Origin of the sequence: Thermanaerosceptrum fracticalcis, from assembly GCF_000746025.2 — a bacterium.
Taxonomy (GTDB): domain Bacteria; phylum Bacillota; class Peptococcia; order DRI-13; family DRI-13; genus Thermanaerosceptrum; species Thermanaerosceptrum fracticalcis.
In genome coordinates this window covers 496,379-523,207 of record NZ_CP045798.1, presented here as the reverse complement: position 1 = coordinate 523,207, position 26,829 = coordinate 496,379, and the positions used below count along the sequence as shown (strand labels likewise).

Here is a 26,829-nt window from a genome sequence, read left to right as displayed (position 1 = left end):
CCCTTACGTTCTCTTAATCTGCCACAATAAAAACATCGTCGCCATAGGTTACTACATCGGCCTGGGCTATGACAGACCTTCCCATTAAGAAATCTTTCAGGTAACCGTCAGATATTTCATAACCGACCACACTACCGTTACATTCTTCGATGACAATGTCTTCTATAGTTCCCAGGTTCTTTCCGCTGATGGTCATGACCCAGGAACCGCAGTAAGCAGTTTTTTCCACGGGGACGCTTTCTACCTTCTGGTTGTCTTCTTTACTTTTGATAAAAATAGCATCTCTCCCTATGCTGACAATGTTTTCCCACGGGACGTAACATATCTCATTACTTAATGATGTAACATAAAGCCCGGAGAGCCTGCTGTTTTCCTTAACCTCTATTTCCCTTACATAACCCAGTAACTGTCCCGAACTGATCTCGATCACGGGAAGATTTTTCAGTTCACGTCCCTTTTTCATCTCCTGCTACCTTACACATATAAACAATGGCATTATCTCTATTATTACCACTAAACCCTATAAGGATTCACTGTGTTAAAAAAACCAAAAGAACAAAGAAAAAAGCCGTTGGCACGGCTTTTAGCTTGCAGCGAAGACCACCTCATCGATTGTTCCCCCGCCCACAACCAGATCACCCTGGTAATAAACAACGGCCTGACCCGGGGTAATGGCCCTCTGTGCTTCCTTAAACTCTACCAGCACTCTTCCGTCAGGCTGTAGAGAGATGACAGCGGGGGCCGGCTCCGCCCCATACCGGATCTTAGCCTCAACTTCCAGGGGATTCTTTAGTTCACCTATGGCAATAAAGTTGTTATCCCTGGCTAAAAGGGCCTTCTGATAAACATCTTCGTCAGTCCCGATAATTACTGCATTTCTTTTGGTGTCCAGGGCCAGAACATAAGCAGGATAGCCCAGGGCCAGTCCCAGGCCCTTGCGCTGTCCTACGGTATAAAAAGGTAAACCCTGGTGCGTTCCTATCCTCTCACCTTTAGTATTGAGAAAAGGCCCGGGTTTAATCTCCTCCGGTGCAACCCTTTCCATGAGAAAGTTTTTATAATTATTATCACTGACAAAGCATATTTCCTGGCTGTCAGGCTTATTGGCCACCAGCAAGCCTATTTCTGCTGCTTTTTGCCTGATTTGGGGTTTGGTGTATTCACCCAGGGGGAATAGTGTTTGGGCCAGCTGGTCCTGGGTCATGCTGTACAAGGCATAAGTCTGATCTTTATGGTCATCTACGGCTTTTCTTAAAAGATAACGCCTCCGCTCTTCATCATAATTTATCCTGGCATAATGACCGGTAGCGATAAAGTCAGCTTCCAGTCCTTTGGCCTTGTGCAGGAAAGCCTCAAACTTTACATAACGGTTGCAGGCGATACAGGGATTGGGGGTACGACCCTTCATGTATTCATCGGTAAAATAATTGATCACTTTTTCTTCAAAGAGACTACGAAAATTCATGACATAGTATGGAATCCCCAGTTTATCGGCCACCCGCCTGGCGTCGTTGACAGCCGAAAGGGAACAACACCCTCCTGCCTTCTCATCTTCTTTACCTGCCTGCCAGATCTGCATGGTCACACCGATAACCTCATAGCCCTGCTCTTTTAACAAAGCAGCCGCCACGGAGCTGTCAACACCACCGCTCATAGCTACAATTACCCGTTTCTTCCCTGGCATCGGAATCACCCATTTCTTAATTTGTAGAATAAAACGCAGGTAAGCTGCGTTTTACTCATTATCATCCTGCGTGTTTAGCCCTGTAATCTTCGATGGCTCTATGAAGGGCATCGGCGGCCAGGTTTGAACAGTGCATTTTGGCTGGGGGCAGTCCTCCCAGGGCCTCTGCCACAGCTTTGTTGGTGATGGACAGGGCCTCGTCGATGGTTTTACCCTTTACCATTTCCGTAACCATGCTGCTGGTGGCAATGGCAGCACCACAGCCAAAGGTTTTAAATTTTACGTCTTTAATAATATCATCTTCTACTAAGATGGAAATTCTCATAATATCGCCACAGGCGGCATTACCCAGTTCACCGACACCGCTGGCGTTTTCGATTTCCCCAACGTTGCGGGGATTAGTGAAATGTTCCATTACTTTTTCAGAGTACATGCTTGACACTCCTTTCGCTGCTGCTGGTAAAGAGGAGACATTAAACGCAAACGCTCTACAATGGGCGGCAGTACCTCCAGGACATAATCAATGTCCTCCTCGGTATTGGCCTTACCCAAAGTCATGCGGACAGACCCGTGGGCAATTTCATGGCAGATGCCCATGGCCATCAAGACGTGAGAGGGGTCTAAGGACCCGGAGGTACAGGCAGAACCACTGGATGCCGCAATACCCTTCATGTCCAGGGACAAAAGCAGTGACTCACCCTCTACGAATTCAAAACTCACATTCACATTGTTGGGAACCCTCTCCTGGGGGTGACCATTCAGACGGACATGGGGGATTCTTTCCATAATTCCTGCAATCAAACGGTCACGTAACTTGGCGATCCTGGGCATTTCCGTTTCCATTTCTTTACCGGCAAGTTCGGCCGCCAGGCCCAGACCCACAATACCTGGCAAATTCTCCGTACCGGGGCGCCGTCTTCTCTCCTGTCCACCACCAAAGGTCAATGGTTTAAGCCCAACCCCCCGGCGAATGTAGAGGAAACCAATACCTTTGGGCGCATAGATTTTATGCCCGGATCCCGAAAGGAGGTCAATATTCATCTTATCCACATCCACCGGAATCTTGCCCAGAGACTGTACGGCATCGGTATGGAAGATAACTCCATTTTCTTTGGCTATTTTTCCGATTTCTGCAACGGGTTGGATGGAACCTACTTCATTGTTGGCATGCATAATGGTAATGAGAATAGTTTCTTTGGTTATGGCCTTTTTTAAATCTTCCAGTTTAATAATCCCATACTCATCAACAGGAAGTACGGTAACGGTATAGCCCAGTTTCTCTAAATTCTTACATGTATCCAGTACGGCATGATGTTCCACCGCCGAGGTGATAATATGCTTTCCTTTGTTGGCATAGGTTTGGGCAATACCGGTAATGGCTAAATTATCGGCTTCCGTACCACCACTGGTAAAAATAATTTCCTCCGGCTTGGCATTAATCAGTTTCGCTACCTGCTCTCTGGCTTTTTCCAAACCTTGTTTGGCCTCACGGCCATAAACATGGACGCTGGAAGGATTGCCAAACTTATTGGTCATATATTCCAGTACAATTTGCGCAACTTCCGGTCTTACAGGAGTAGTTGCACTGTGGTCCAGGTAAACTCTACGCAAGCGACCCATCTCCTTTTAATTTAGATATAATACATTAAATTTTCCTGCCCTTTCAGCTTTTCGGCGTCTCGCACCATGTCAGCCAGGGTAATAGAATCCACTACCTCCGCCAGGCTTTCGCGCATCTTCTGCCAAATCGTACGGGTGATACAGGTGGGAGCATTCTTACACATCTCCGGGTCTTCTTCGCTGACACATTCGGTGGGAGCCAGAGGCCCTTCCAGAACCCGGATAATTTCACCAACCGTAATATTCTCGGGTTCGCGGGCCAGTATGTATCCCCCCTGTGCGCCGCGTACACTTTTAACCAGACCCGCTTTTCTTAAGACTGCCATCAGCTGTTCCAGGTAATGTTCGGAAATCCCCTGTCTCTCCGCTATCCCTTTTAAGGCAATAGGACCGTCTCCAAAATGTTCAGCAAGGTCAAACATAGCTTTGACACCGTAACGTCCTTTGGTGGATAGCTTCACTATCGTCACCTCAATTATACCCGAGTATTTTTATCGGTTTTGTTGTTAGTGTAGCATGACAACATCCCCTGTGTCAAGTCTTGGTAGAAAGAAAACGCAGCTTTGCTGCGTTTTCTATTTTTACTCATTATTTTCCCTCCGCTTCCTCTTTATGTATTACGCCCCTGTCCTGCCCAGTCATAGCTGGCCGGTAGTAGCGAACTGTCTTCATTTCCTCCGGCAAATGCTGCTGTTTTACATAATGCCCCGGATAATCATGGGGATATTTGTAGCCTTTCCCATGTCCCAGGCTTTCCGCCCCAGGATAGTGAGCATCCCTTAAATGTAAAGGAACCTGCCCGTATTGTCCTTTTTTCACATCCTCCATAGCCTTATCAATACCAATGAGCACGGAATTGCTTTTAGGGGCACAGGCAATATAGAGGGCGGCCTCAGCCAGGATAAGTCTCCCTTCCGGTAAACCCACATATTCTAAACCCTGGGCAGCGGCCTGGGCTACAACCAGGGCTTGCGGGTCAGCCAGGCCCACATCTTCGGCGGCATGAATTAAGATCCTGCGCGCGATAAAACGGGGATCCTCGCCGGCATGGAGCATACGAGCCAAATAATGGAGGGTGGCATCGGGGTCGGACCCGCGCATGCTCTTAATAAAGGCAGAAATCACATCATAATGCTGGTCACCAAATTTATCATACACCACTGCCTTTTCCTGAATAGATTCTTCGGTCACCGCCAAGTCGATGACCCTTATACCTTTTTCGTTGGGAGGGGTTGAGAGTACGGCCAGTTCCAGTCCATTCAGGGCTAATCTGGCGTCCCCCCGGGCCGATTCTGCCAGGTGATTTAAAGCTTCAGGCGTGATTTCCACCCGGTAAGTGCCGAGTCCTCTCTCCTCATCCCGTAATGCCCTTCGTAAAAGGGTGATGATATTTTCTTTGGTTAAAGGCTGTAAACGGAAAATCCGGGAACGGGAAAGCAGCGCCGAGTTCAGACTAAAGTAAGGATTCTCCGTAGTCGCCCCAATTAAGACAATTTTTCCTTCCTCAACAGCCGGAAGGAGGGCATCCTGCTGGGCTTTGTTAAAACGGTGGATTTCATCTATAAAAAGAATGGTTCCCTGGCCATAAAAGCCCAAACGTTCTTCCCCTTCTTTTACCACCTGCCTGAGGTCATTGACACCGGAGGTTACTGCATTTAATTTAACAAAATGGGACCTGGTACTTTGCGCAATGACATAGGCCAGGCTGGTCTTACCCGTACCGGGGGGGCCATAAAAAATGAGGGAACCCAACTGGTCCGCCTCAATGGCTCTACGTAAGAGCTTTCCTTTACCCAAGATCTCTTCCTGCCCCACCACTTCATCCAAAGAAACGGGCCGCAAGCGGGCAGCTAAGGGGGCCTTCCCTTTCAGCGTTTTTTCCTGGACTTGTGAAAAGAGATCCATCAAAACATCACCCTTTGGGCTAGTTTAGACATCACACGCAAGGCGTAGTCTATATCATCATTATTGACATCTTTATGGGTAACAAAACGAATTCTCTCAGCCCCATAGCCGTTGGCTTTCACACCATTTTCATTTAATCTGCCGATAAATTCGCTTACCGTCATTACACCCGGCTTAAGATGAGCTACTACAATATTGGTTTCCACGTCCTCTGCATTGATGTTGAGGTAGGGTATCTCCGCTATCCCTGCTGCTAATTTTTGGGCCTTTTCGTGATCTTCTGCCAGGCGGTCCACCATTTTTTCCAGGGCAACAATGCCGGCGGCGGCCATAAGCCCGATTTGCCGGAAACCGCCCCCTACCATTTTCCGCCATTTACGGGCTTTAGCAATAAATTCCCGGGAACCCACCAGGACGGAACCCATGGGAGCGCCCAGCCCTTTAGACAGGCAAAACTGGACAGAGTCTACCCCTTTTACCAGTTCTTTGACATCACATCCGCAGGCCACGGCTGCGTTGAAAATTCTGGCCCCGTCCACATGGATATGAAGGCCACTTTCGCGAGCAAATTGTACAATTTTCTCCATTTCCTGGGGTGTCGTGACACTGCCGCCGCCCCGGTTGTGGGTATTTTCCAGGCACAGCAGGCTGGGATTGGGGAAATGAATATTGGCAGGGCGCAGGTGATTCTTAATCAGCTCCGCTGTTAATTTACCCCTCACACCGCGGATGGTACAGGGCTGGACACCGGCTAAAGCCGCCATACCCCCCACTTCATAGTAGTATATATGGCTCTCAGCTTCCAGCAGGACCTCATCCCCTTTCTGGGTATGGGTCAAAAGAGCAACCAGGTTACCCATGGTACCGCTGGCTACAAAAAGCCCCGCTGCAAAGCCCAGTTTGGCCGCCGCCAGTTCCTCTAACCTGTTTACAGTAGGGTCCTCACCGTAGACATCGTCGCCTACTTCGGCCTGGTACATGGCCTCTCTCATTTCCGGAGTAGGAACAGTTACTGTATCACTTCTTAAATCAACTGTTCTCATATCCTTTACCTCCATACTGCTGCAAACTTTTATTTAAAATTCTCGTTATAAGAATAAACTCCTGCTTGTCTAAATCAAAAAAAAAGAGGGATATAGTCCCTCATAAGAATACTAAGCCTAAAGCTTATAAAGCCTGGTCCAATACCTTGGCCAACTGGGCTTTAGGCATAAACCCAACTAAGCGATTGACTTCTTTACCGTTTTTAAAGATGACCATGGTGGGAATACTCATAATCCCGTATTCCGAAGCAGTCTTGCTGTTTTCATCTACATTAAGCTTCCCTATTTTAACTTTTCCCTGATAATCGGCGGCTACCTCATCGATTATAGGGGCAATCATCTTACAGGGTCCACACCAGGCTGCCCAGAAATCCACTAACACAGGTTGTGTGGAATCCAGGACCTCATTCTTAAAATTGCTATCAGTCAGTTGAATAACTTTATCACTGGCCATTTTTCTTCCTCCTATTTAATAAAATTGCTCATTATGGTCATCAATTCATCCAGGGTTTCTTCGCTGTTTTCTTCCTGAATGGCTTGATGTAAACATTTTTTCACGTGACTTTCCATGATTAAAACACCAACTTTGGATATAGCTGCTCTCACAGCAGAGATTTGTACGAGAATGTCGACACAGCAGGCATCATTGTCAATCATGCGCTGGATTCCCTTAAGCTGTCCTTCAATGCGGTTAAGCCTTCTTTTTATATTTTCTATTTGAGCCTTATGGTCCTCCACAGCACCGCCCCCAATATACCCCCGATGGGTATCATCTGTGTACATTATATGATTATTGTTTTAAAAAAGTCAAGACTTTATCCGAAAATTTTCTTTGAAAAATGTCTATCCCTATATAAAATCCTTGATGAGATCATTGACAACCTGGGCAGCAAGGAACAATCCCGCTACCGAAGGAACAAAGGAAATGCTCCCGGGAATTTGCCTTTTTGCGGCACAGTGAGCCTCTCCCCCCGGACAGATACAGTACTGGCTGCAGCCGGCTTTTTCCTGGTTAGGTTTACGGGGAGCTTCCGGAGAATAGACGACCTTAAGTCCCGTGGTGATACCCCTCTTTTTTAACTCCTTGCGCATCACCCGGGCCAGGGGGCAAGTGTGGGTTTCACTGATATCCGCTACCTTTAGTTTCGTAGGGTCAAGCTTATTGCCGGCGCCCATGGCCGAGACAACGGGAATGCCTAAACTAAAGGCTTTCTCAAGGATCACAATTTTCCCTGTTACTGTATCGATAGCGTCAACCAGATAATCACAATCCTTTTCCACAAGCCTGTCTACACTTCCCGGAGACACAAATTCCCGATGCACAGTGACTTTTGCTTCTGGATTAATATCCAAAATACGTTCCCGCAACACTTCAACCTTGGCCCTCCCCACCGTAGAGTGAAGGGCTGGCAGCTGCCTGTTCACATTGGTCAGGCAGATATCATCAAAATCCACCAGCACTAAATGCCCAATACCCGCACGGGCCAGGGCCTCAACGGTGTAAGAACCGACCCCGCCCACGCCAAAAACTTCTACTTTGCTTTGATTTAATTTCTGTAGGGCCTCTTTGCCAATCAAAATTTCTGTACGGGAAAATTTATGCAGCAAGCTTACTACCTCCACGCAACAAGCCTTAATATTTATTGTTACCATTTATTAATCTGGCACGAAAAAATAAAACCCCACACATGCCGTGGGGCCGTTGTTTTGAACCTGCTCTAAAGCAGGTGGGTACCCTCCTGATGGCTTTTTGCGTCCCGTCATGGCGGGCTTGCAAGCCACCACCAGAGTCCAGGTTCCCTATGTGATGGTGTTGGCTCAAAACTATACGGCACATTCACGGGCACCGCAGGGTATTATTATTTCTTTAGTTTAATGGTAACATAAGAATTCTTACATTTCAAGTTTTGGGTCCTTATCAGGACCTGCAGCAATATTATTATAATCCCTTACCCACTTGTCTTATCCCTGGTTAAGACTGTTTTTTTCCGGGATATTCACTTTAATATGCAGCTCTTTTAACTGTTTGGGTGACACCGGTGACGGAGCCTGTGTCATTAAATCCATGGCACTCTGGGTTTTTGGGAAAGCAATCACATCACGAATAGTATTCTTTTTGGCCATCAACATGATCAGGCGGTCAATGCCAAAAGCTATACCGCCATGAGGAGGTACACCGTATTCAAAAGCGTCTAAAAGGAAACCGAATTTATCCTGGGCTTCCTCCTTGGAAAAACCTAGTGTTTTAAACATCAGTTCCTGGATTGCCCTGCGGTGGATCCGGATACTGCCGCCGCCTATTTCAATACCGTTTAAGACCATATCATAGGCTTGGGCCCTGACTTTCCCCGGGTCTGTTTCCATGAGGGGAATATCCTCCTCTACCGGAGAAGTAAAGGGATGGTGCATGGCCACATAACGGCCTTCCTCTTTGTCGTACTCTAAGAGGGGGAAATCTACCACCCACAGGAAATTATACTCGTCTGGATTGATGAGATTTAATCTTCTAGCCAGTTCTAATCTGAGATGCCCCAGGGAAGCAGCAACAACTGCCGGTTCATCGGCAACAAAGAGCAGCAAATCCCCTGGTTCACCCTGCATTTTATTAATAATGGCAGCCAATTCCTCCTCCTTAAAGAACTTGGCAATAGGAGATTTAACCCCTTCCTCAGTTAATAAGATATAGGCAAGTCCTTTGGCTCCGTAGATGCCGACAAATTTCGTCAAGTCGTCAAGATCTTTGCGGGAATAATGGGCACACCCTTTGGCATTAATGCCTTTCACCTGACCACCGTTTTGTAAAACCTGGGAGAATACTTTAAATTCCACATTCTTCACTTCTTCTCCCACATTGACCAGTTCCAGGCCAAACCGCATATCGGGCTTGTCTACGCCGAAACGGTCCATGGCTTCCGCGTAAGTAAGCCGCGGTAAAGGTGTTTTTATTTCCATTCCCAGGGTTTTTTGGAATATGAAGGCAATCATTTCCTCCATGATGGTCAGCACATCATCCCGCTGGACAAAGGACATTTCCACGTCAAGCTGGGTAAATTCAGGCTGCCTGTCTGCCCGCAAATCTTCGTCACGGAAACAACGGACAACCTGGAAATATTTATCCAAACCGGAGACCATCAAAAGCTGCTTAAAAATTTGGGGAGACTGGGGTAAAGCATAAAATTCACCCTTATGGATACGGCTGGGCACTAAATAGTCCCGGGCACCCTCCGGGGTGCTTTTGGTTAACATGGGTGTTTCTACCTCAATGAAACCGTGGTCGGAAAAATAATCACGGATGGCTTTTACTGTCTTATGCCGTAAAATTAAGGCTTGCTGCATTTCTGGACGGCGCAGGTCCAAATAGCGGTACTTGAGGCGGATAGTCTCATCAACAAGAACCTCATCGGCAATATAGAAAGGTGGCGTTTTGGCAGGGTTCAGGATGCGGAAATCCTTGACCAGCACATCAATTTCACCTGTGGCAAGACTGGGGTTGACAGTTCCTTCCGGGCGGGGAACGACGTTTCCTACCACGGCCAGAACATATTCGTTACGGACACTCTCCGCCTTACCAAATAATTCCACGCCTATTTCAGGGTTAAAAACTACCTGAACGATACCTTCCCTGTCCCTTAAATCAATAAAAATAACTCCCCCATGATCCCGCCGTTTGTTAACCCAGCCCATGAGGGTCACTTTCTGGCCGATATGGGTTTTATTGAGATGACCGCAGTAATGACTGCGTTTTAAACTTTGAATCGATTCGCTCATCGTACACCCTCCTTCTGCAATTCCTCTATGAGATATGCCGTAATATCATCCAGTGGTATTTCGACCTGTTCGCTGTTAGCCATCTTCCTTACAATACCTGTATTCTTTTTGATTTCCTCGTCACCCAGTATGACCGTTAGGACGGCCTCCAGGCGGTCGGCAGCTTTCAACTGGGCCTTTAAGCTGCGTCCCAGGTAATCCCGCTCCACGATCACACCTTTCTGCCGTAGGGACTGCGCTAAGGTAAAGGCTTTTGTCTGGGCTTCTTTACCCAAGGCGGCAATAAAGACATGGATCATCTCTTTTGTTGGGAGAATAAGACCTTGCTGCTCTAATGTCAGAAGAATGCGCTCCATTCCCAGGGCAAAACCGATACCGGGTGTATCAGGTCCTCCGCACTGGCTAATGAGACCATTGTATCTGCCCCCTCCCCCGATGGAACTTTGGGCGCCAATACCCTGGGCAGTGATTTCAAAGGCCGTCCCCGTATAGTAGTCTAAACCCCTTACCAGTCTGGGATTTAAAACATAGGGTACACCTAAAGCCTGTAAGTAACTTTGGACCTTTTCCAGGTGAGTACTGCAGTCTTTACACAAAGTCTCACTGGTGGTAGGTGCTCCCTGGGTTAACTCCTGGCAGCCGGGATTCTTGCAATCCAGTATGCGCATGGGGTTCTTTTCATACCTGCCCTGGCAGGTGGGACATAATTTTGCTTTATTTTTTTCCAAAAACTTTTGCAGCTCTTCCCTGTGCCGGGGGCGGCAAACAGGACAACCCACACTGTTTAGTTCTACCGTTAAGCCCGTTAGCCCCAGGCGTTCATAAATATCCATAGCCATGGCGATAACTTCTGCATCGACACTGGGGTCATTGGAACCAAAGACCTCTACCCCGTACTGGTGAAACTGCCGGTAACGCCCCGCCTGAGGCCTGTCGTAACGGAACATAGGTCCTATATAATATAGCTTGGTCGGTTGAGGATTGGCATACATTTTATGTTCCAGAAAAGCGCGGACTGTAGGCGCTGTGCCCTCAGGCCGCAGGGTAAGGCTGCGCTCACCCCTGTCGGTGAAGGTATACATTTCTTTCTCCACAATATCCGTGGTTTCACCCACACCCCTCTGGAACAACTCGGTATGCTCAAAAACAGGCGTACGGATTTCCTGATAGCCATATTGTTTACTGACAAGACGCAGCAGTTCTTCAAGATAATGCCACTTGCCTGCTTCTGAAGGTAAGATATCGTTTGTGCCTCGCGGCCGTGTAGTCAGCATTAGTTTTTAACCCTCCTTACTCCAAGACTTTTATTCCAAGGACATTCCTGTCCGTTTTCCGATTTCCGAAGTCCAACAAAAATCACTAGTAACTAGTATTATTGGGGACATTCCTGTCTCCAGAGAATGACCCAAACTTCAGCAGGCATGTCCCCTTTCCTTAAATACAAAAAAACCCGCCCCTATATTTGGGACGAGTTCAACCCGCGGTACCACCCACATTGAACAATAAATGTTCCTCTCTTCCCACGGTAACGGTGTGCCCGGACTTGCCTACTGCTTTCAGCAAGTCAACTCAGGAGTGTTTTTCACTAGCGCTTCATAGTGAGGATTCCAGTCATGTCCTCACCTCCCTGGATGAAGGAGGCTAATTACTCTCTCCGTCATAGTAATTGAACCTTATACATGACAATTATTGTATACAAAAGACGTTAGCTTGTCAACTTTCTGTGCAATAATGGCCTCCAATCGGTTTAGATATACTTCTATATCCTTGGGATTATAGATATTTTCTAAGGTCCAGTCTTGTACCTTAACCAGCTTGCTGCCCGAACCCACACCGAAACCCAGGATAGTTTGCCTTTCCTCCATCATTTGGATGTTATAGAGACACACCTGGCCGGGAAGGGCATAACCAACATTTTCCCCCTGAGCAAAGATTTCTTTTTGCCTGTAGAGATAATAAGGGATATAACCGGCCTCACTTAGGGTCTTTTGGGCTAACTCCATCATTTCCCTATCCTCATGATGATGAGGCAATTCAATGCCTTCCTGGCTGTAATAAGCAGCTCTCTTTACCGCCAGGGCATGGAGGGTAATATTTTCAGGCTTTAGGGCCATCACTTGTGCCAGTGTTTCTCGAAGAATGTCCAGGTTCTCCCCCGGTAGACCAATAATCAAATCCATATTGATTACGGGAATACCTGACTCTTTCGCCAGGTAGAAAGCATCGGCTATTTGCCGGGTCGTATGCTTTCGTCCAATGAGTTCCAGGGTTTCCGGGTGCATGGTCTGGGGATTGATACTTAATCGCGTTATCCGGTGTTTTTTTAGAATACCTAGCTTTTCATCGTCAATTGTGTCAGGCCTGCCGCCCTCAACCGTAAATTCCCTGGCCGGAATCAGGTTAAAATTCTCAGTAATACATGTTAGCAGCTGGTCCAACTGCTCCGCCGTAAGGAGCGTGGGCGTACCCCCGCCGATGTATACCGTCTGTACCAAAAAACCATGTTCCTTAAGAAATGCGCCCATTCCCGCTATTTCCCTCTCAAGCCCTGCCAAATAAGGATCTAAAAGATGACCCCAGCGTTTCAGGGAAAAGGCGGGGAATGAACAATAATGACAGCGGGTGGGGCAAAAGGGTATCCCCACATAGATGCTAATGAACCTTTTCGCTTCTTCCTTAGTCAGCAAAAAATCCCGCTGCAGTCTGGCAATGCCTGTCACCAGTTGCGCTTTATTACTGCTCAACCCATATTCGGTTATAAGGATTTCCCTAATCGTTCCCGCGGCAAAATCCTGGTCCATTAGGCGATGGACAATTTTCGTGGGACGGACTCCCGTCAAAATCCCCCACGGGCTTGGCGTCAAATCCAGGTTCCGGGTTAATAATTTATGTACAGCCAGGCGTAAAGTACGTTTCCTATGATTAAGGGGGTCTTCTCCCGTTAAGCTGGGGGAGCTTATTTTTTCTGTGTGGGAACAAACGTTGCCCTCATATGAAAGGGTAACCAAAAAAAATTTTTCATCCTTATCCCTTTCTATATAAAGGAAAGCATCGGGTTCCTCTAAACCCCCACCTCCCACCATAACACGGGGAAAATAGATCCTTAAAAGGTCCGTTAAAACCCGGTGATCCTCCGGGTCTTGTGAGATAACAGTTATTCTTTTCATCATCAACGGAAAAAGGGATTGTAGGCCTTCTCCCGGCCTATGGTGGTATCAGGGCCATGGCCCGGATAAACCACGATTTTATCGTCTAAGGTGAAAAGTTTGGTTTTTACGGAGTTGATTAGTTCAGGGTAAGACCCGCCCGGCAAGTCTGTGCGGCCGATGGACCCGTCGAAAAGGGTATCGCCCGTAAAGCAAACATCGCCCGCCAGTAAACAAATACCGCCTCTGGTGTGACCGGGAGTATGCAGCACAGTGAAACGTATCTTGCCCACTTCTAAAACATCCCCGTCCTTCAACAATTGATCGGCGGCAGGTTGACTGATATTCTTTCCCATGTATACGGACAAATTTTTGGCGCCATCGGTAAGCATGGGACCATCCAGTTCGTGAATGAGAATACTTGCCCCCGTTAATTCTTTTAACTTTTGATTGGCCCCGATGTGGTCACCATGACCGTGGGTATTCACAATGTATTTTACTTTAAGGCCGTGTTTTTCAATTTCCTGAAAGATTCTCTGACCTTCAGCGCCGGGGTCAATGACCATAGCTTCCTTGCTTTCGTCAAAAACAATATAACAATTAGCCTCAATAGGACCTACCGGCAAAATTAAAATCTCCATACTTTTTCCTCCTTTAAAATAATTTGCGGCTATCTAAGAGCATGGTCACAGGCCCGTCATTGATGATTTCCACCTGCATATGAGCCTGAAAAACACCTGTGGCCACAGGGATTCCCTGCTGATTTACTAATTCTACGAAATAATTATACAGTCTTTCCGCATCGACCGGAGGCGCCGCCTCCGTAAAACTGGGCCTGCGCCCCTGGCGGCAGTCGCCCAAAAGGGTAAACTGGGAAACTACCAGGATCTCCCCTTGTATATCCTTGAGGGATAAATTCATTTTCCCCTCTTTATCCTCAAAAATGCGCAGATTGACTATTTTTTCCGCCAGATAACGGGCATCAGCTTCCTGGTCTCCCTGAGCAACACCTAATAATACAACCAAACCACGTCCTGTGCTGCCGGTAATCCTGTTTTCTACCGTGACTGAGCTTTTGGCTACTCTCTGGACAACAGCCCGCACTATGTTCCCTCCTACTTATTAGGTATGACCCTGTGAACTTCTATGACATCCTTAATCTTTTTAATCTTTTCCATAATATTATTGAGATGGCTTAAATTACGAATTTCGATTTTAAGGTTGACAGTAGCCAGGTTCTGCCGGACGGCCCTGGCATGAATGGCATTAATCTGCACCTTCATATCTGTGATGGTCATCATGATATCTGTGGCCAGGCGGGGCCGGTCTAAGGCAATGACTTCAATTTCCACTTGATAAGCTGCTCCAGAGTCCTGGTCCCAGGTGACATCAACAATCCGCCCTTTTTCCTCATTAATAGTGGTAAGTCACATTGGGACAATCGGCCCGGTGTACAGAAACACCACGTCCCCGCGTCACATACCCTACAATGGGGTCTCCCGGCAGGGGATTGCAGCAGCGTGATAAACGAATCAAGACATCATCGACGCCGCGTACTCGAATACCCTGGGAGGCTTTGCCGTACCCGGTGCTTTTCTTTTCGGCAGGCAGCTCTGTTAAGATGCTTTCATCGGGCAATTTTTTGCCTTTATAAATATCATCTTTTACTCTGGCAATGACCTGGATAGGACTTAAGGCCCCGTCACCCAACGTAGCAAAGAATTCATCGGGGTTATTAAAATTAAACCTTTTGCTAACTTCAAGAATCCGGTCGCTCTTGAATAGTTCTCCCGGCTCTAGCCCTTGCTTTTTCAATTCTTTTTCTAGAATTTCTTTACCACGGGCAATATTTTCTTCCCGTTTTTCTTTTCTAAACCATTGGCGAATGCGGTTCTTAGCCTGGGAGGTTTTTACCAGTTTTAACCAGTCGCGACTGGGACCATTGGCCTGTTTTGAGGTAAGGATTTCTACGATATCCCCGTTTTTCAGGGTATAATCCAGGGGTACTATCCTGCCGTTCACTTTACTGCCAATACAGCGATGACCCACATCGGAGTGAATCCGGTAAGCAAAATCTATGGGCACCGAACCCGCCGGGAGTTCAAAGACATCGCCTTTGGGCGTAAAGACGAAAACCACATCAGAAAAGACATCTATTTTCAGGGTTTCCATAAACTCCCTGGCGTCCCGCAGCTCAGTCTGCCATTCCAGGATCTGCCGTAGCCAGGCCAGTCTCTGGTCAAAATCTTTACTGCCCCCTTTTCCTCCTTCTTTATACTTCCAGTGGGCAGCAATACCAAACTCCGCCGTACGATGCATCTCAAAAGTCCTAATCTGTATTTCAAAGGGTTCCCCCTGGGGACCCATGACCGTAGTATGCAGGGATTGATACATATTGGGTTTGGGCATGGCAATATAGTCTTTGAAACGCCCTGGAATAGGTTTCCATAACGTATGCACTATACCCAGAGCACCATAACAGTCTTTGATTGACTCCACTATAACCCGCACAGCGATGAGGTCATAGATTTCACTGAGTTCTTTACCCTGTTCTTTCATTTTTTTATAGATACTGTAGAAATGTTTGGGGCGCCCTTGAATGTCGGCTTTAATACCTACCTCCACCAGCCGTTCCTTTAAGATATTCATCACCTGATCAATGTAGGCCTCCCGTTCACGCCGTTTCATGGAAATGCCTTCCACCAGGTGATAGTATTGCTCCGGTTCCAGGTAACGAAAGGCTAGATCTTCCAGCTCCCACTTTATAGCAAAAATTCCTAAACGATGGGCTAAAGGCGCGAAAATTTCCAGAGTCTCTTCGGCAATCTCTCTTTGCTTCCAGGCAGATTGGTGTTTGAGGGTCCGCATGTTATGGAGCCTGTCAGCCAGTTTAATTAACACTACGCGAATATCCTTGGCCATAGCCAGAAACATCTTGCGCAGGTTTTCTACCTGTTGTTCTTCCTTGGAACGAAACTCAATCCTGCTTAACTTGGTAACTCCGTCCACCAGTTGCGCAATTTCCACACCAAATTCCTTTTCCAGTTCAACCAGCGTTATCTTTGTATCTTCCACCACATCATGGAGTAAACCGCCGGCAATAGTAGGGATATCCAGTTCCAGACGGGCCAGGATACTGGCCACAGCAACAGGATGAATAAAATAAGGCTCCCCCGAAATGCGGCTTTGTCCTTCATGGGCTTTTTCGGCAAAGTTGTATGCTTTTTCGATAATACTGAGGTCACCTTGAGGCTGGTATCTCTGCACCTGTTCTAATAAGTCTTCTAAAGACACTTACTTCACCACCATCAATTTTGTCGCCCTCTAAAATTCCAGCAAAGACCGCACATCATACCGGGCTAGGACCTTCCTGCCTTCTAAAAAGCCAAGCTCAATGAGGAAGGCTAATCCAACAATATTACCTTCCAGTTTTTCCACTAAATCTACTACCGTTTTAATGGTACCCCCCGTTGCTAAAAGGTCATCTACTATTAAGACCTTTTGTCCCTTTTTAATGCTGTCAGTATGAATTTCCAGTTTATCCTCACCGTATTCCAGGGTATACTCACCTTTTAACGTATGATAGGGTAATTTCCCTTCCTTACGTACCGGAACAAAACCAGCTCCCAATTCATAGGCCAGGGGAGCACCGATTAAAAAACCTCGCGCTTCCGGCCCCACCACCAGCTCAATATCTTTATCACGAAATTCGTCGGCCAGAGACTTGATCACGAAGCGCAGAGCCTGCCCGTTGGCCAAAAGGGGAGTAATATCTTTAAATTGGATTCCTTTTCTGGGAAAATCCGGAACATTTCTGATGAATTCTTTAATATCCATAATTAATCCTCCTTCAAGTTCAGGGGCATCTGTGGAAAGATGGGTTTATTTACTGTGCCTAAAATACAGGCTGCATCTTCTTTTAAAACATATTCGGCAAATTCCTTAAATTCTTCCCACTCTTCCAATCCTTCCAGGTAACGCACGGAGTCGTTCAAGTCCAGTTTACCCGGCGGTGGCGGGACCAGGTGAAGATAACGCTGGTTCCCTTCGATTTCCCGCAATAAAAGGCCTAATTCCTCCAGGATGGCCAAAGAGGCAGAAGCCGTTTGTTCACGGAAATTTTTATGACCAGCTTGCTGCATATACTCAGCCAGTTCACTGTTTGTGATCTGCAGGGGATTTAGGGTACGGGATTTGTCACGGAGATACAAATATAATTTCCCCAGCACCTCACGGGAGGGGGTACTGCCTTCTAAGATAAGTTCATTGAGTTTCCTGTCTCCTTCACCAAACAAGAGGTGAATCTGGGCTTTTCCGTTATCGCGTCCTGCTCTCCCGGACAGTTGATTGAATTCGGTACGGGAGAAGCTCAAATGATATAATACCACATGTCGAATGTCAGGGAAATCCACACCTTCCCCAAAAGCACTGGTCGTAACCATTACCCGCAAGGCGCCCTCTCGAAACATATTTTCCAGGGTCAGGCGGTATTCGCTGTTCAGCCCGCCGTGATAAAATCCTATCTCATCCCTGAGGGAAGGATAGTACTGGCGCAATTCTTTTGCCAGCTGGTAAGCCTGTTTACGGCTGTTTACATAGATCACTACCCGTTCTCCGCAGGCGATGAGGTTAAGCAGGTATCTGAGTTTGTCTTTTTCTCCCCGCCTGTCTAAAACCTGAAGATTGGCACGCTCGTGAGTATCAATAATCAAGGACCGGCAGGCCAGGGTGTCTACAATATGCTGGGCCGTTTCATCATTGGCCGTTGCTGTCACAGCTAAAGCTAACGGAGCCCCTAACTCACGCCACACTTTACCTAACTGGCGGTAACCATAACGTTTTCCCTGGAGGTGATGGGCTTCATCGACCACAAAAAGACCTATTCTGTCTACCATTATGTGGAATTTTTCCAAATGATATGCCAAAAATTCAGGAGTGGTAAGAATAACGTCAATGTTTCCCTGGTGAACACCTTTAAAAAATTCTTTTCTCTCTTCTAAATTTAGGGACCCGTTGATGGCAGCCACTGTGATTCCTAAAGGCTCCAGTTTATCTTTTAAACGATGATACTGGTCATTTACTAAAGAACGTAAAGGATAGACAATCACGGTTGCCTTCCCCTTGGCCAGGGCCAGGTAAGCAGCCATGGTCTGAAAAACCGCTGACTTACCCCTTCCCGTTCCAAAAATCACAAGGGAATTCCTGCCATCACGCAGGGCCTGCAATGCTTCCTTCTGTTTGGGATGATAGTCAAACTCACCGAGGATGGCCTTTCTTATCTCCTGCCACATCTCTTCCGCGGGCAAAGCCCTAAATTTTTCTTTGATTTTCCCTAGGTCTTTAGTCGTTTCTTCTTCGTAAACTCTGCGGATACAGAGATTAACCCCCAAAATTTCCTTCAGGCGTCCTGTCACCTGGGTCACATAAGCCTGGTAACGGGCTCCCTTATCGAGAGCCTGAGCCAGGTTCCTGGACAGGCGCGCATTGAGATAACCAATTTGCGCATCGTTATAATACACGGCAATAGCCCAGGGATCGAAGATATTGTGGGGTTCCCGCTGTAAAATTACCGTTTCCCCTTCATTGATTTGCCTGATTATTTCCTGCCTGCCGTTAAAGGTAACGCCCACAACTTTTGTATAAAATTCTTCCCGGTTCGTGATATCCCGGTAATAATCATCTTCCAGCCACACTTCACCTTCCAGGTAAAGCTGGTCTAAAAAGGATATGGGCTGGAAAGGGTCATCAGGCTCGTGGGAAGGCTTAATATCTTTAATGTTCAACTGCACCTGGGAACGACCGTTCCAAACATTGATTTCGGGAACAAAAGCTAAATCACATCTATCCCAGGCAGCAGCCTGGGGAGCTAACGCTCCCAATTGAAAGCCAATGCCGTCTAATCTTCTATTTTCACCTAAAACCCTTACCTTTAAATGAGCCCCTTCTGTGCCCACTTCTTTACATTCGCACATCTGTCCTCTGCGTAAAGCCAATACGGGAGAAGGGTTATGTAAACCAAAGGGGGCAAGCCAGGTTATCTCCTGGATAAGGTCTTCGTTAATCTCTTCCCAGGCTATTTCCGCATCGACCTGGATGAAGGGAATCATATCTTTCTCAGTAAGGGTTTGGACTGCATATTCGTTGATCGCCCTGCGAAAGGAAGGAAGGGCTTCCTCCGCGATCGTTAAGCCTGCGGCCATTTCATGACCACCGTATTTAAGAAGATGTTCTTTCACAAAAACCAAAGCCTGGTAAAGATTAAACCCGGGAATACTGCGGGCTGACCCTTTTCCTAAGCCTTTATCCAGGGAAATTAAAACGGTTGGACGATAATACTTTTCCGTTAACCGCGAAGCCACAATGCCAATGACCCCGGGATGCCACTCTGCCGAGGCCAGAACTATAATTTTTTCTTGGGCCAGGTCCAGTTCTTTTTCAATCCGCATCACTGCATCTTGCAAGATCTCCGCTTCAATGGCCTGGCGCATCTGATTCTCTTTATCCAGGAATAATGCTACTTCCCTGGCCCGCTCATAACTATCTGTTAAGAGGAGTTCCACACCCAAATTGGCGTCACTTAAACGACCGCAGGCATTAAGACGGGGGGCCAGACTAAAACCCACCTGGCCGGTAGAAATCTCTTTACCGTATAAACCGGTAACCTCTAAAAGGGCTTTAATACCCGGACGTTCGGCTTTAGCCAGCAATTTAAGCCCTTCCTTTACTAAAATCCTGTTTTCTCCAGTCAGCGGTACAATATCGGCAATAGTCCCCAAAGCCACTAAATCCAAATAATGATAGGCATATTCTCCCTTTCCTTGCATCTGGGCTACCGACTGTCCCAGTTTATAAGCCACACCCACACCGGCCAAATCCAGCCAGGAAACTTGACACTCCGTAAGTTTGGGGTTAATCACGGCGCAGGCTTGCGGCAGCCGGGCCGGAGGCTGATGATGATCGGTAATAATAATGTCTAATCCCAGACTGGCAGCATATTCGGCCTCCTGTACCGAGGAAATACCGCAATCAACAGAAATAAGTAAATCAATACCCTCTTCTTTAGCCTGGAGAATGGCCTGGTTGTTTAAGCCATATCCTTCTTCCATTCTTGCCGGTATATAATAATCAACCTGGGCCCCCAAACGACGGAGTAAACCGGTTAATAAAGCGGTGCTGGTAATACCGTCCACATCGTAATCACCATAAACCAGGATTTTTTCTCCGCTTGTAATGGCTTTATGTACACGTTCGGCTCCTTCTTTGATTCCTTTCATTTCAAAAGGGCTTTTAAGTTTTCTCACATCATCTCGTAGAAACCCTTCCGCCTCTGCTAAAGAAGTAATTCCCCTGTTGACCAAAATTTTGGCCAGAGTTGGGGAAACGCCTAACCCCTTCGTTAAGGTTTGTACGGCATCACTATTATGTTTTTTTAGACGCCAAATTCGTCTTCCTCTCATGCTGTTCCTCCCATAATGCCGCTAACTACTAATACCTGCTATAGTCCACAAGAAAAAAGAGACATTTAGTCTCCTTTTCCGAAACTAGTCTTAAGCTTCCGTCCTGACGGTGCTCTCTCCTGCACTTTTAGGTTCCTCTTTGTGCTCACCAGTGCTCTCCTGGGGTTGGTTTAATTTTTCTTCACAGAGATTTTTGGCTGCTTCTAGAGACGCTAATTTTTCCTGGAGTTTCTTTACCTGATTTTCTAAATCTTCTTTCTGGTGCTGGAGTTGCCTGAGTTTAATCCATGAACCCACCTGCTTAAACAAGCCTAAAAAATATAAAGCCAAGGCTCCCACAACAGCAGAACCTAAAATGACCAAAACCAAGGAGATGGGGAACTGGAAAGTTAAAAACTTTATTATAACCTGTTCCGTATTCTGAATAGCAAAAACAGCTACCAGGAGGGAAAATAGCAAAGCGCTGATAAGATAAACTTGCATTTCTCTCACCTCACCTGTTTTTATCCTTTATATTCGCCTTTTTTCAGCTTACTCCTTCCTCTTTCCTGGTAAAGTATAAACTATCTCTCCAAATTTATACTTTCCGACTGGTACAAAAAGGCCCCGTGTTTCCACGAGGCTAATGTCTAGACTAATCAGGCTTTCACTTGACCGGCACTTTTCCTGCCTTTAGTCCTGAACTCGAACCACAAGGGACTTGCCACAAAGATGGAGGAATAGGCACCGCTGATAATGCCCACCAGCATGGCCAGAGAGAAGACCTTTGTGGTCTCACCGCCCAGGACTAAGAGGGCTACCAGCACAAAAATAACTGTGAGTACAGTATTGATGGAACGAGTCAGGGTTTGGGTTATACTGTTGTTGATAATCTCTTCCAGGGTTTCCTTACGCCTGTTCTTCAAGTTTTCCCTGATCCGGTCAAAGATAACAATGGTGTCATTAATAGAATAACCGATGATGGTGAGGATAGCGGCAATAAAGGCACTGTCCACTTCGATTTGAAAGATGGAGAAAATACCCACTGTAACGGCTACGTCATGGAGCAGCGCCAGAATAGCGGCAATGGCAAACTTGAATTCAAAACGCACAGTGATGTAGACAACCATTAACACTGAAGCAATACCAAGGGCCAATAGACCGTTTATTCTTAGCTCCCGGCCCACCACAGGGCCAACCTTTTCACTGCGCAGCAGTTCGTATTTGCCCAGCTTGCTTTCTATCCCCTTCAATACCTCGTCCTGTTTGGCCTGGTCCAGTTCCACCGTTTTGATAATGAAACCACCGTCACTGCTCTCCTGAATATAGCTTTGCTCTAATTTAAAATCAGCCAAAGTAGAACGTAATTGTTCGGTCTCCACCTTTTTTTCTACGAACTTCAGGTGGATTAAAGATCCTCCCGTAAAGTCAATACCAAAGTTGAAACCCTGGACAAGTAGGGAAATAAGGCCGGCAATAATCACTATAAGAGAGAGGGCATACCACAGCTTTCTTTTTTCTATAAAGTTCATTTTTGCTCCCTCCTATGCCCCATAAAATTTACTATTGGTCACTAAGCGAGAATCGGCCAGGTGTTTAAGCATAAACCGGGTAAAGGTAATTGCGGTAAACATACTGCAGAGGATACCAATACTGAGGGTTACGGCAAAGCCTTTAATGGTACCGGTTCCCAGGTAGAAAAGCACACCTGCCGCAATTAAAGTTGTTACGTTGGCATCGAAGATGGTCCAAAAAGCCCTGGAAAAGCCTGCATCAATGGCCGCCCTGAGGCTTTTACCATTACGCAGTTCCTCTTTTAATCTTTCATAAATGATGATGTTGGCATCAACACACATACCGATAGAGAGAAGGAAGCCTGCAATCCCCGGCAAAGTCAAAGTGGCATTGATACCTGCCAGGATACCCAAAACCAGTAAAGAATAGAGCACCAGGGAGATATTGGCAATAAGGCCCGGCACACGATAATAGAACAGCATAAAAAGCATGATGGCTATAATACCGTAAATCCCGGCGTTTTTACTTTTTATAATGGAATCGGCACCCAGGGTGGGACCTACAGTCCTTTTTTCTACCATTTCCACGGGCACGGGAAGAGCACCGGAACGTAAGAGCAGGGCTATTTCATGGGCCTCTTTCAAATCTGCATAACCGGTGATTCTGGCTTCACCATTGGGAATAGGTTCGGTAACGTAAGGGATCTGCAACATCTCGTTATCTAAAAAGATCCCAATAACGCGACGTGGATCCTTATTACCGTCTTTCTCAGGATACTGCTCCACTAACTGCTTTGTAATCTCGGCAAATTTCCTAGTACCTTCAGGTTTGAACTTTAGAGCCACATAAGCCTTACCATCCTGAGGATCTTTGGCTTCTACGGCCTCTTGCAGGTCCTTGCCCTCCAGCACAGTTGTCCCATCATAAGTTCTAAATTCCAGGTGAGCAGTTTTACCGATAATTCTTACCGCTTCTTCGGGGTCTTTGACACCCGGCAGTTCAATGATAATCCGGTTCTTCCCTTCTTTTTGGATAATAGGTTCTGTTACCCCAAGGGCATTGACCCTTTTATCCATAACAGCAATAATCTGATCCATATCTCTATCTGTGGCGGGTCCTTTGGCCTCTAACCTTACCTGAACTCCGCCCTTCAAATCCAAACCCAGCTTAAGATTGTTCTTTAGAGGTTCTACAGCGTAGAACGCTGCTCCTGCGATGAGGGCAACGATTAAGAAAATAGCAACTACTTTCCCCCACTTCATACAAACTTCTCCTCCCTGCTGACTATTCTGGCTATTAGCGCATATCATACTAAATAATTATAGTCCTCATCCTGATAGCTTGTCAAACAAGACAAGCTGTAAAATAATGTTTGCCTAAAGAAGTTTGGCCTCATTAATCACAATGGAAAACTGGCAGTTTAAGTACGCCGCAGCCCGGCGGCACATCATCATCCTCACCATAAAAATTTCAAAGTACTCTATTACAGGGACAATTTTAGTATCGATGCCCAATTTCAATAAAATGGTTCGGGATTCTGGATCAATAATGAGGTCAGAACTTTCTACGGCATAATTAACCCTGTCATGAATATCAAACTTGGCAAAATCTTTATTCCGAACCCGGGAACGGTGGACATCAGTCTTATCCGCCAAAACCAGGGCTGCCGTAAGAATATTGACAATCTGTCCTTCCCCTTCATCATGGTTGCCTATGGCTCCCATAATCATGGCGATCTCCCGGCAGTCCATACCCATTCTCCTTAAAATATGAAAAGCAATCAAGGCCCCCGACTGGCTGTGGTCATAACGGCTTACCACGTTCCCGATATCATGGAGATACCCGGCTATGGCTGCCAATTCCCCCAGGCGCGGCGGATAATGAAGTCCGTCCAGAATCTCCCGGGCTTTACAGGAGACTATTTCCACGTGACGAAAACTATGGTCGGTATAACCCATTTCCCCCAGATGACAGTTGGCCATTTCTATATAACAAATCACTTCCGGGTCGTTTTTTACCTGAGCCAGTGAAACCACGCTGAACCCTCCACAGCAAATTCTACTATGTCCCAACAAATAGAATTAACTAAACCTGGCTATTTCATTACATCAAGAAAATTTCCTTAAAATAAAAAGCGCCACCGGCGCTTTAAAATAATCAACTTTTTTTCTCTTCTTTCGAAGCAGGCTCGTCATCCACTTTGACAAAGCCTACCGCAGTACGCTGGATAGTAATTCTCACATTAGGGGCTATTTCAAGAACTAAATCTTTATCATTGAGAGAAATAATTGTACCATGGATACCTCCGATGGTAACAACCTTGTCCCCTTTTTCCAGACTGTTAAGGATCTCCTGACGCTTTTTCTGCTGCTTTTGCTGGGGTCGGATCATCAAGAAATACATGATCCCGAAGAAGACAATCAACCAGATTAAACTACTGCCACCTTGCATTCATTTTCCTCCTTTGTTTTATTTCACCATTTAGTATTTCGACAACAACCGGGTATCTCCTTTTAAATAAAGAAAAAACATTTAATTTTTGTTCTGGCCAAACTGCTCAGGCTCATAATAACGGTAAAATTCTTCTCTAAATTCAGACAAGCTGTCAGCAGCAATAGCCTTCCGGATATTCCGCATCAGTTCAAGTAAGAAATGTAAATTATGAATGGTTGTGAGACGAAGCCCCAGAATTTCATTGACGTTGAAGAGGTGTCTGATGTAGGCCCGGGTAAAAGTCCGGCAGGTATAGCAGTCACAATGATGGTCCAAAGGTGTAAAATCGTTTTTGTATTTGGCATTTCTGATCACCAGCTTACCCAACTTGGTGAATACAGTACCATTCCTGGCAATCCTCGTAGGCAAGACACAATCGAACATATCAATACCCCGTAAAACACCCTCAATGACACAATCAGGCGAGCCCACCCCCATTAAGTAGCGTGGTTTATGAAGAGGCAGCAGGGGCACTGTATAATCTAACACTTCATACATCAGGGGTTTGGGTTCCCCCACGCTCAGCCCCCCCACGGCATAACCCGGGAAATCAAGACTTACCAGGTCCCGCGCACTTTTTTCGCGCAATTCCCGGAAGGAACTCCCCTGCACAATAGCAAACAAGGCCTGGTCTTCTTTGTGGTGGGCCTTTAAACAACGTTCTGCCCACCTGGTGGTCCTTTCCATAGCTTCTTTGGCGTATTCATAGGTGGTGGGGTAAGAGACACATTCATCAAATACCATGGCAATATCCGGCCCTAAAGCCATCTCAATTTCCATCACTTTTTCCGGGGTAAACAGGTGTTTAGACCCATCAATGTGGGAACGGAATTCTACGCCCTCTTCCGTAATCTTACGTAAATCTCCTAAACTAAATACCTGAAATCCTCCACTGTCCGTAAGAATAGGTCCTGACCAGGCCATAAATTTATGGAGACCTCCCGCTTCCTGAATTAAGGTGTGTCCGGGGCGTAAATAGAGATGATAAGTATTACTCAGGATAATTCTCGCGCCTATCTCTTCCAGTTCCCGGGGAGACATGGCCTTTACGGTAGCCTGGGTACCTACCGGCATAAAAACAGGAGTATCCACAGTTCCGTGGGGTGTATGAAGCTTTCCCAAACGGGCTTTTGATTCTGTACTTTCTTTTAACAACTCAAAGGTAACAGCAGGCAACAGTTTCCCTCCTAAGTTAGATGATGAGCATGGCATCGCCAAAACTGAAAAAACGGTATCTTTCTTTTACAGCTTCCTGATAAGCCTTGAGAATATTCTCCCTGCCTGCCAAAGCACTCACTAACATAAGCAAGGTAGACTTGGGCAGGTGAAAGTTGGTGATCAGTCCGGAAATAACTTTAAACTCATAGCCGGGATAGATAAAAATTCCCGTGGTTCCTGCCCCCGCTTTTATTTTTCCTGCTTGAAAAGCGCTTTCCAGGGCCCTTGTTGAGGTTGTTCCCACCGAAATGATTCTTTGCCCCGCTTCTAAAGCCTTGTTCAGCTCCTCTGCAGACTTTTCCGGGATTTCAAAGTATTCCTCGTGCATTTTATGCCGGGTAATATCCTCACTTTTCACAGGCCGGAAAGTGCCCAACCCCACATGCAAGAGAATTTCTATCCACTGGATTCCCTTATCCTCCAGCTGTTTTAAAAGCCTGTCCGTAAAGTGCAGACCGGCAGTCGGGGCGGCAGCGGAACCGGGATTCCGTGCGTACACTGTCTGGTAGCGGCCCGGTTCCGCCAGTTCCCTGGTGATATAGGGAGGTAAGGGAATCTTCCCTAGCCGCTCTAATACTTCCTCGAATACTCCTTCATAGGAAAACTCCAGAATTCTTTCTCCGGTGCTGGTAACATCGATGGCTTCAGCCACCAGTTCACCCTGGCCGAAAATAATCTTTGTTCCTACTTTGATTCGCTTGCCCGGTTTGACCAGGCACTCCCAGCGCCTGTTACCTAAACGTTTTAAAAGGACAACCTCGATGTTGGCCCCTGTGTTCTCTTTAAGGCCGAATAAGCGTGCGGGAATCACTTTCGTATTGTTAGAGACCAGCACATCGCCCGGTTTTAAAAACTTCACCAGATCAATAAATTTGTGGTGCTCAAGGCAACCTGTGTCCCGGTGAAGAACCAGGAGCCTTGACTGGTCCCGGGGCTCCACAGGCTCCTGGGCAATAAGTTCCGGTGGCAAATAATAATCAAAATCAGATAACCGCATCATC

General features: G+C 46.6%; 24 protein-coding genes, 1 other RNA gene, 1 pseudogene and 1 other annotated feature. All 26 genes and pseudogenes read right to left on the bottom strand.

Features of this window, described 5'->3' with window-relative positions; genetic code table 11:
* Positions 1–13 precede the first annotated feature (13 nt).
* On the bottom strand, positions 14–463 hold the full coding sequence (locus tag BR63_RS02685) for a PRC-barrel domain-containing protein (protein ID WP_034421720.1): 450 nt from the start codon (positions 461–463) through the stop codon (positions 14–16).
* 120 nt (positions 464–583) lie between these two features.
* A complete protein-coding gene (gene mnmA / locus BR63_RS02680) occupies positions 584–1,684 on the bottom strand; it encodes a tRNA 2-thiouridine(34) synthase MnmA (protein WP_034421722.1) in 1,101 nt (366 codons plus the stop codon).
* A gap of 61 nt (positions 1,685–1,745) precedes the next feature.
* Entirely contained in the window at positions 1,746–2,117 is a 372-nt protein-coding gene (nifU, locus tag BR63_RS02675) for a Fe-S cluster assembly scaffold protein NifU (RefSeq protein ID WP_034421723.1), read from the bottom strand.
* Positions 2,099–3,295, bottom strand: a complete 1,197-nt coding sequence (nifS, locus tag BR63_RS02670; RefSeq protein WP_034421725.1) for a cysteine desulfurase NifS — start codon at positions 3,293–3,295, stop codon at positions 2,099–2,101. Before nifS ends, nifU begins: the two co-directional genes overlap by 19 nt.
* Positions 3,296–3,315: 20 nt before the next feature.
* Positions 3,316–3,765 carry an RrF2 family transcriptional regulator gene (locus BR63_RS02665; RefSeq protein ID WP_034421726.1) on the bottom strand — a complete coding sequence of 150 codons (450 nt, stop codon included), beginning with the start codon at positions 3,763–3,765 and terminating at the stop codon, positions 3,316–3,318.
* A gap of 127 nt (positions 3,766–3,892) precedes the next feature.
* A complete protein-coding gene (locus BR63_RS02660; RefSeq protein ID WP_034421728.1) occupies positions 3,893–5,209 on the bottom strand; it encodes a replication-associated recombination protein A in 1,317 nt (438 codons plus the stop codon).
* Positions 5,209–6,252 (bottom strand): low-specificity L-threonine aldolase, encoded by a 1,044-nt coding sequence (gene ltaE, locus BR63_RS02655; protein WP_034421730.1) that lies wholly within the window; start codon positions 6,250–6,252, stop codon positions 5,209–5,211. Before ltaE ends, BR63_RS02660 begins: the two co-directional genes overlap by 1 nt.
* A gap of 124 nt (positions 6,253–6,376) precedes the next feature.
* Positions 6,377–6,706: a thioredoxin gene (gene trxA / locus BR63_RS02650; RefSeq protein WP_034421732.1), complete on the bottom strand. Its 330-nt coding sequence runs from the start codon at positions 6,704–6,706 to the stop codon at positions 6,377–6,379.
* 11 nt (positions 6,707–6,717) lie between these two features.
* Entirely contained in the window at positions 6,718–6,990 is a 273-nt protein-coding gene (locus BR63_RS02645; RefSeq protein WP_034421733.1) for a metal-sensitive transcriptional regulator, read from the bottom strand.
* A 111-nt stretch (positions 6,991–7,101) separates the two neighbouring features.
* Positions 7,102–7,860, bottom strand: a complete 759-nt coding sequence (locus BR63_RS02640; RefSeq protein WP_034421735.1) for a tRNA threonylcarbamoyladenosine dehydratase — start codon at positions 7,858–7,860, stop codon at positions 7,102–7,104.
* Positions 7,861–7,927: 67 nt separating this feature from the next.
* Positions 7,928–8,110: non-coding RNA, 6S RNA (gene ssrS, locus BR63_RS02635), on the bottom strand.
* Positions 8,111–8,214: 104 nt separating this feature from the next.
* Entirely contained in the window at positions 8,215–10,020 is a 1,806-nt protein-coding gene (aspS, locus tag BR63_RS02630) for an aspartate--tRNA ligase (protein WP_034421736.1), read from the bottom strand.
* Positions 10,017–11,294, bottom strand: a complete 1,278-nt coding sequence (gene hisS / locus BR63_RS02625; RefSeq protein WP_034421738.1) for a histidine--tRNA ligase — start codon at positions 11,292–11,294, stop codon at positions 10,017–10,019. The genes aspS and hisS overlap by 4 nt, the downstream gene beginning before the upstream one ends.
* Before the next feature lie 186 nt (positions 11,295–11,480).
* Positions 11,481–11,690 (bottom strand) — a binding site (T-box leader).
* 3 nt (positions 11,691–11,693) lie between these two features.
* The gene (gene hemZ, locus BR63_RS02620; RefSeq protein ID WP_081908120.1) at positions 11,694–13,190 is read right to left on the bottom strand and encodes a coproporphyrinogen dehydrogenase HemZ; all 1,497 of its coding nucleotides are present in this window, start codon (positions 13,188–13,190) and stop codon (positions 11,694–11,696) included.
* On the bottom strand, positions 13,190–13,807 hold the full coding sequence (locus BR63_RS02615; protein WP_034421740.1) for an MBL fold metallo-hydrolase: 618 nt from the start codon (positions 13,805–13,807) through the stop codon (positions 13,190–13,192). Before BR63_RS02615 ends, hemZ begins: the two co-directional genes overlap by 1 nt.
* 13 nt (positions 13,808–13,820) lie before the next feature.
* The gene (gene dtd, locus BR63_RS02610) at positions 13,821–14,270 is read right to left on the bottom strand and encodes a D-aminoacyl-tRNA deacylase (protein ID WP_034421742.1); all 450 of its coding nucleotides are present in this window, start codon (positions 14,268–14,270) and stop codon (positions 13,821–13,823) included.
* Positions 14,271–14,281: 11 nt separating this feature from the next.
* Positions 14,282–16,460, bottom strand: a pseudogene (locus BR63_RS02605) (RelA/SpoT family protein).
* Between the two features lie 30 nt (positions 16,461–16,490).
* Positions 16,491–17,003, bottom strand: a complete 513-nt coding sequence (locus tag BR63_RS02600) for an adenine phosphoribosyltransferase (protein ID WP_034421743.1) — start codon at positions 17,001–17,003, stop codon at positions 16,491–16,493.
* Between the two features lie 2 nt (positions 17,004–17,005).
* The gene (gene recJ / locus BR63_RS02595) at positions 17,006–20,623 is read right to left on the bottom strand and encodes a single-stranded-DNA-specific exonuclease RecJ (RefSeq protein ID WP_034421745.1); all 3,618 of its coding nucleotides are present in this window, start codon (positions 20,621–20,623) and stop codon (positions 17,006–17,008) included.
* A 90-nt stretch (positions 20,624–20,713) separates the two neighbouring features.
* Positions 20,714–21,106: a LapA family protein gene (locus tag BR63_RS02590; protein WP_051965663.1), complete on the bottom strand. Its 393-nt coding sequence runs from the start codon at positions 21,104–21,106 to the stop codon at positions 20,714–20,716.
* Between the two features lie 155 nt (positions 21,107–21,261).
* A complete protein-coding gene (gene secF / locus BR63_RS02585; protein WP_034421747.1) occupies positions 21,262–22,134 on the bottom strand; it encodes a protein translocase subunit SecF in 873 nt (290 codons plus the stop codon).
* Positions 22,135–22,146: 12 nt separating this feature from the next.
* Complete coding sequence (gene secD, locus BR63_RS02580; protein ID WP_034421748.1) at positions 22,147–23,379, bottom strand: protein translocase subunit SecD; 1,233 nt, start codon at positions 23,377–23,379, stop codon at positions 22,147–22,149.
* A 114-nt stretch (positions 23,380–23,493) separates the two neighbouring features.
* Positions 23,494–24,153, bottom strand: coding sequence for an HD domain-containing protein (locus tag BR63_RS02575; RefSeq protein WP_034421750.1), 660 nt, complete (start codon positions 24,151–24,153; stop codon positions 23,494–23,496).
* A 121-nt stretch (positions 24,154–24,274) separates the two neighbouring features.
* Positions 24,275–24,568: a preprotein translocase subunit YajC gene (gene yajC / locus BR63_RS02570; RefSeq protein WP_034421751.1), complete on the bottom strand. Its 294-nt coding sequence runs from the start codon at positions 24,566–24,568 to the stop codon at positions 24,275–24,277.
* A gap of 81 nt (positions 24,569–24,649) precedes the next feature.
* Positions 24,650–25,786 carry a tRNA guanosine(34) transglycosylase Tgt gene (gene tgt, locus BR63_RS02565; protein WP_034421753.1) on the bottom strand — a complete coding sequence of 379 codons (1,137 nt, stop codon included), beginning with the start codon at positions 25,784–25,786 and terminating at the stop codon, positions 24,650–24,652.
* A gap of 16 nt (positions 25,787–25,802) precedes the next feature.
* Positions 25,803–26,825 (bottom strand): tRNA preQ1(34) S-adenosylmethionine ribosyltransferase-isomerase QueA, encoded by a 1,023-nt coding sequence (gene queA / locus BR63_RS02560; protein ID WP_034421754.1) that lies wholly within the window; start codon positions 26,823–26,825, stop codon positions 25,803–25,805.
* Positions 26,826–26,829: the final 4 nt, after the last annotated feature.

Excerpts from the sequence above, each read along its gene's own strand:
- BR63_RS02685 (WP_034421720.1), bottom strand. The coding sequence starts at position 463 with ATGAAAAAGGGACGTGAACTGAAAAATCTTCCCGTGATCGAGATCAGT.
- mnmA (WP_034421722.1), bottom strand. The coding sequence starts at position 1,684 with ATGCCAGGGAAGAAACGGGTAATTGTAGCTATGAGCGGTGGTGTTGAC.
- nifU (WP_034421723.1), bottom strand. The coding sequence starts at position 2,117 with ATGTACTCTGAAAAAGTAATGGAACATTTCACTAATCCCCGCAACGTT.
- BR63_RS02660 (WP_034421728.1), bottom strand. The coding sequence starts at position 5,209 with ATGGATCTCTTTTCACAAGTCCAGGAAAAAACGCTGAAAGGGAAGGCC.
- ltaE (WP_034421730.1), bottom strand. The coding sequence starts at position 6,252 with ATGAGAACAGTTGATTTAAGAAGTGATACAGTAACTGTTCCTACTCCG.
- trxA (WP_034421732.1), bottom strand. The coding sequence starts at position 6,706 with ATGGCCAGTGATAAAGTTATTCAACTGACTGATAGCAATTTTAAGAAT.
- aspS (WP_034421736.1), bottom strand. The coding sequence starts at position 10,020 with ATGAGCGAATCGATTCAAAGTTTAAAACGCAGTCATTACTGCGGTCAT.
- hisS (WP_034421738.1), bottom strand. The coding sequence starts at position 11,294 with ATGCTGACTACACGGCCGCGAGGCACAAACGATATCTTACCTTCAGAA.
- hemZ (WP_081908120.1), bottom strand. The coding sequence starts at position 13,190 with ATGATGAAAAGAATAACTGTTATCTCACAAGACCCGGAGGATCACCGG.
- BR63_RS02615 (WP_034421740.1), bottom strand. The coding sequence starts at position 13,807 with ATGGAGATTTTAATTTTGCCGGTAGGTCCTATTGAGGCTAATTGTTAT.
- BR63_RS02600 (WP_034421743.1), bottom strand. The coding sequence starts at position 17,003 with ATGGATATTAAAGAATTCATCAGAAATGTTCCGGATTTTCCCAGAAAA.
- recJ (WP_034421745.1), bottom strand. The coding sequence starts at position 20,623 with ATGAGAGGAAGACGAATTTGGCGTCTAAAAAAACATAATAGTGATGCC.
- BR63_RS02590 (WP_051965663.1), bottom strand. The coding sequence starts at position 21,106 with ATGCAAGTTTATCTTATCAGCGCTTTGCTATTTTCCCTCCTGGTAGCT.
- secF (WP_034421747.1), bottom strand. The coding sequence starts at position 22,134 with ATGAACTTTATAGAAAAAAGAAAGCTGTGGTATGCCCTCTCTCTTATA.
- secD (WP_034421748.1), bottom strand. The coding sequence starts at position 23,379 with ATGAAGTGGGGGAAAGTAGTTGCTATTTTCTTAATCGTTGCCCTCATC.
- yajC (WP_034421751.1), bottom strand. The coding sequence starts at position 24,568 with ATGCAAGGTGGCAGTAGTTTAATCTGGTTGATTGTCTTCTTCGGGATC.
- queA (WP_034421754.1), bottom strand. The coding sequence starts at position 26,825 with ATGCGGTTATCTGATTTTGATTATTATTTGCCACCGGAACTTATTGCC.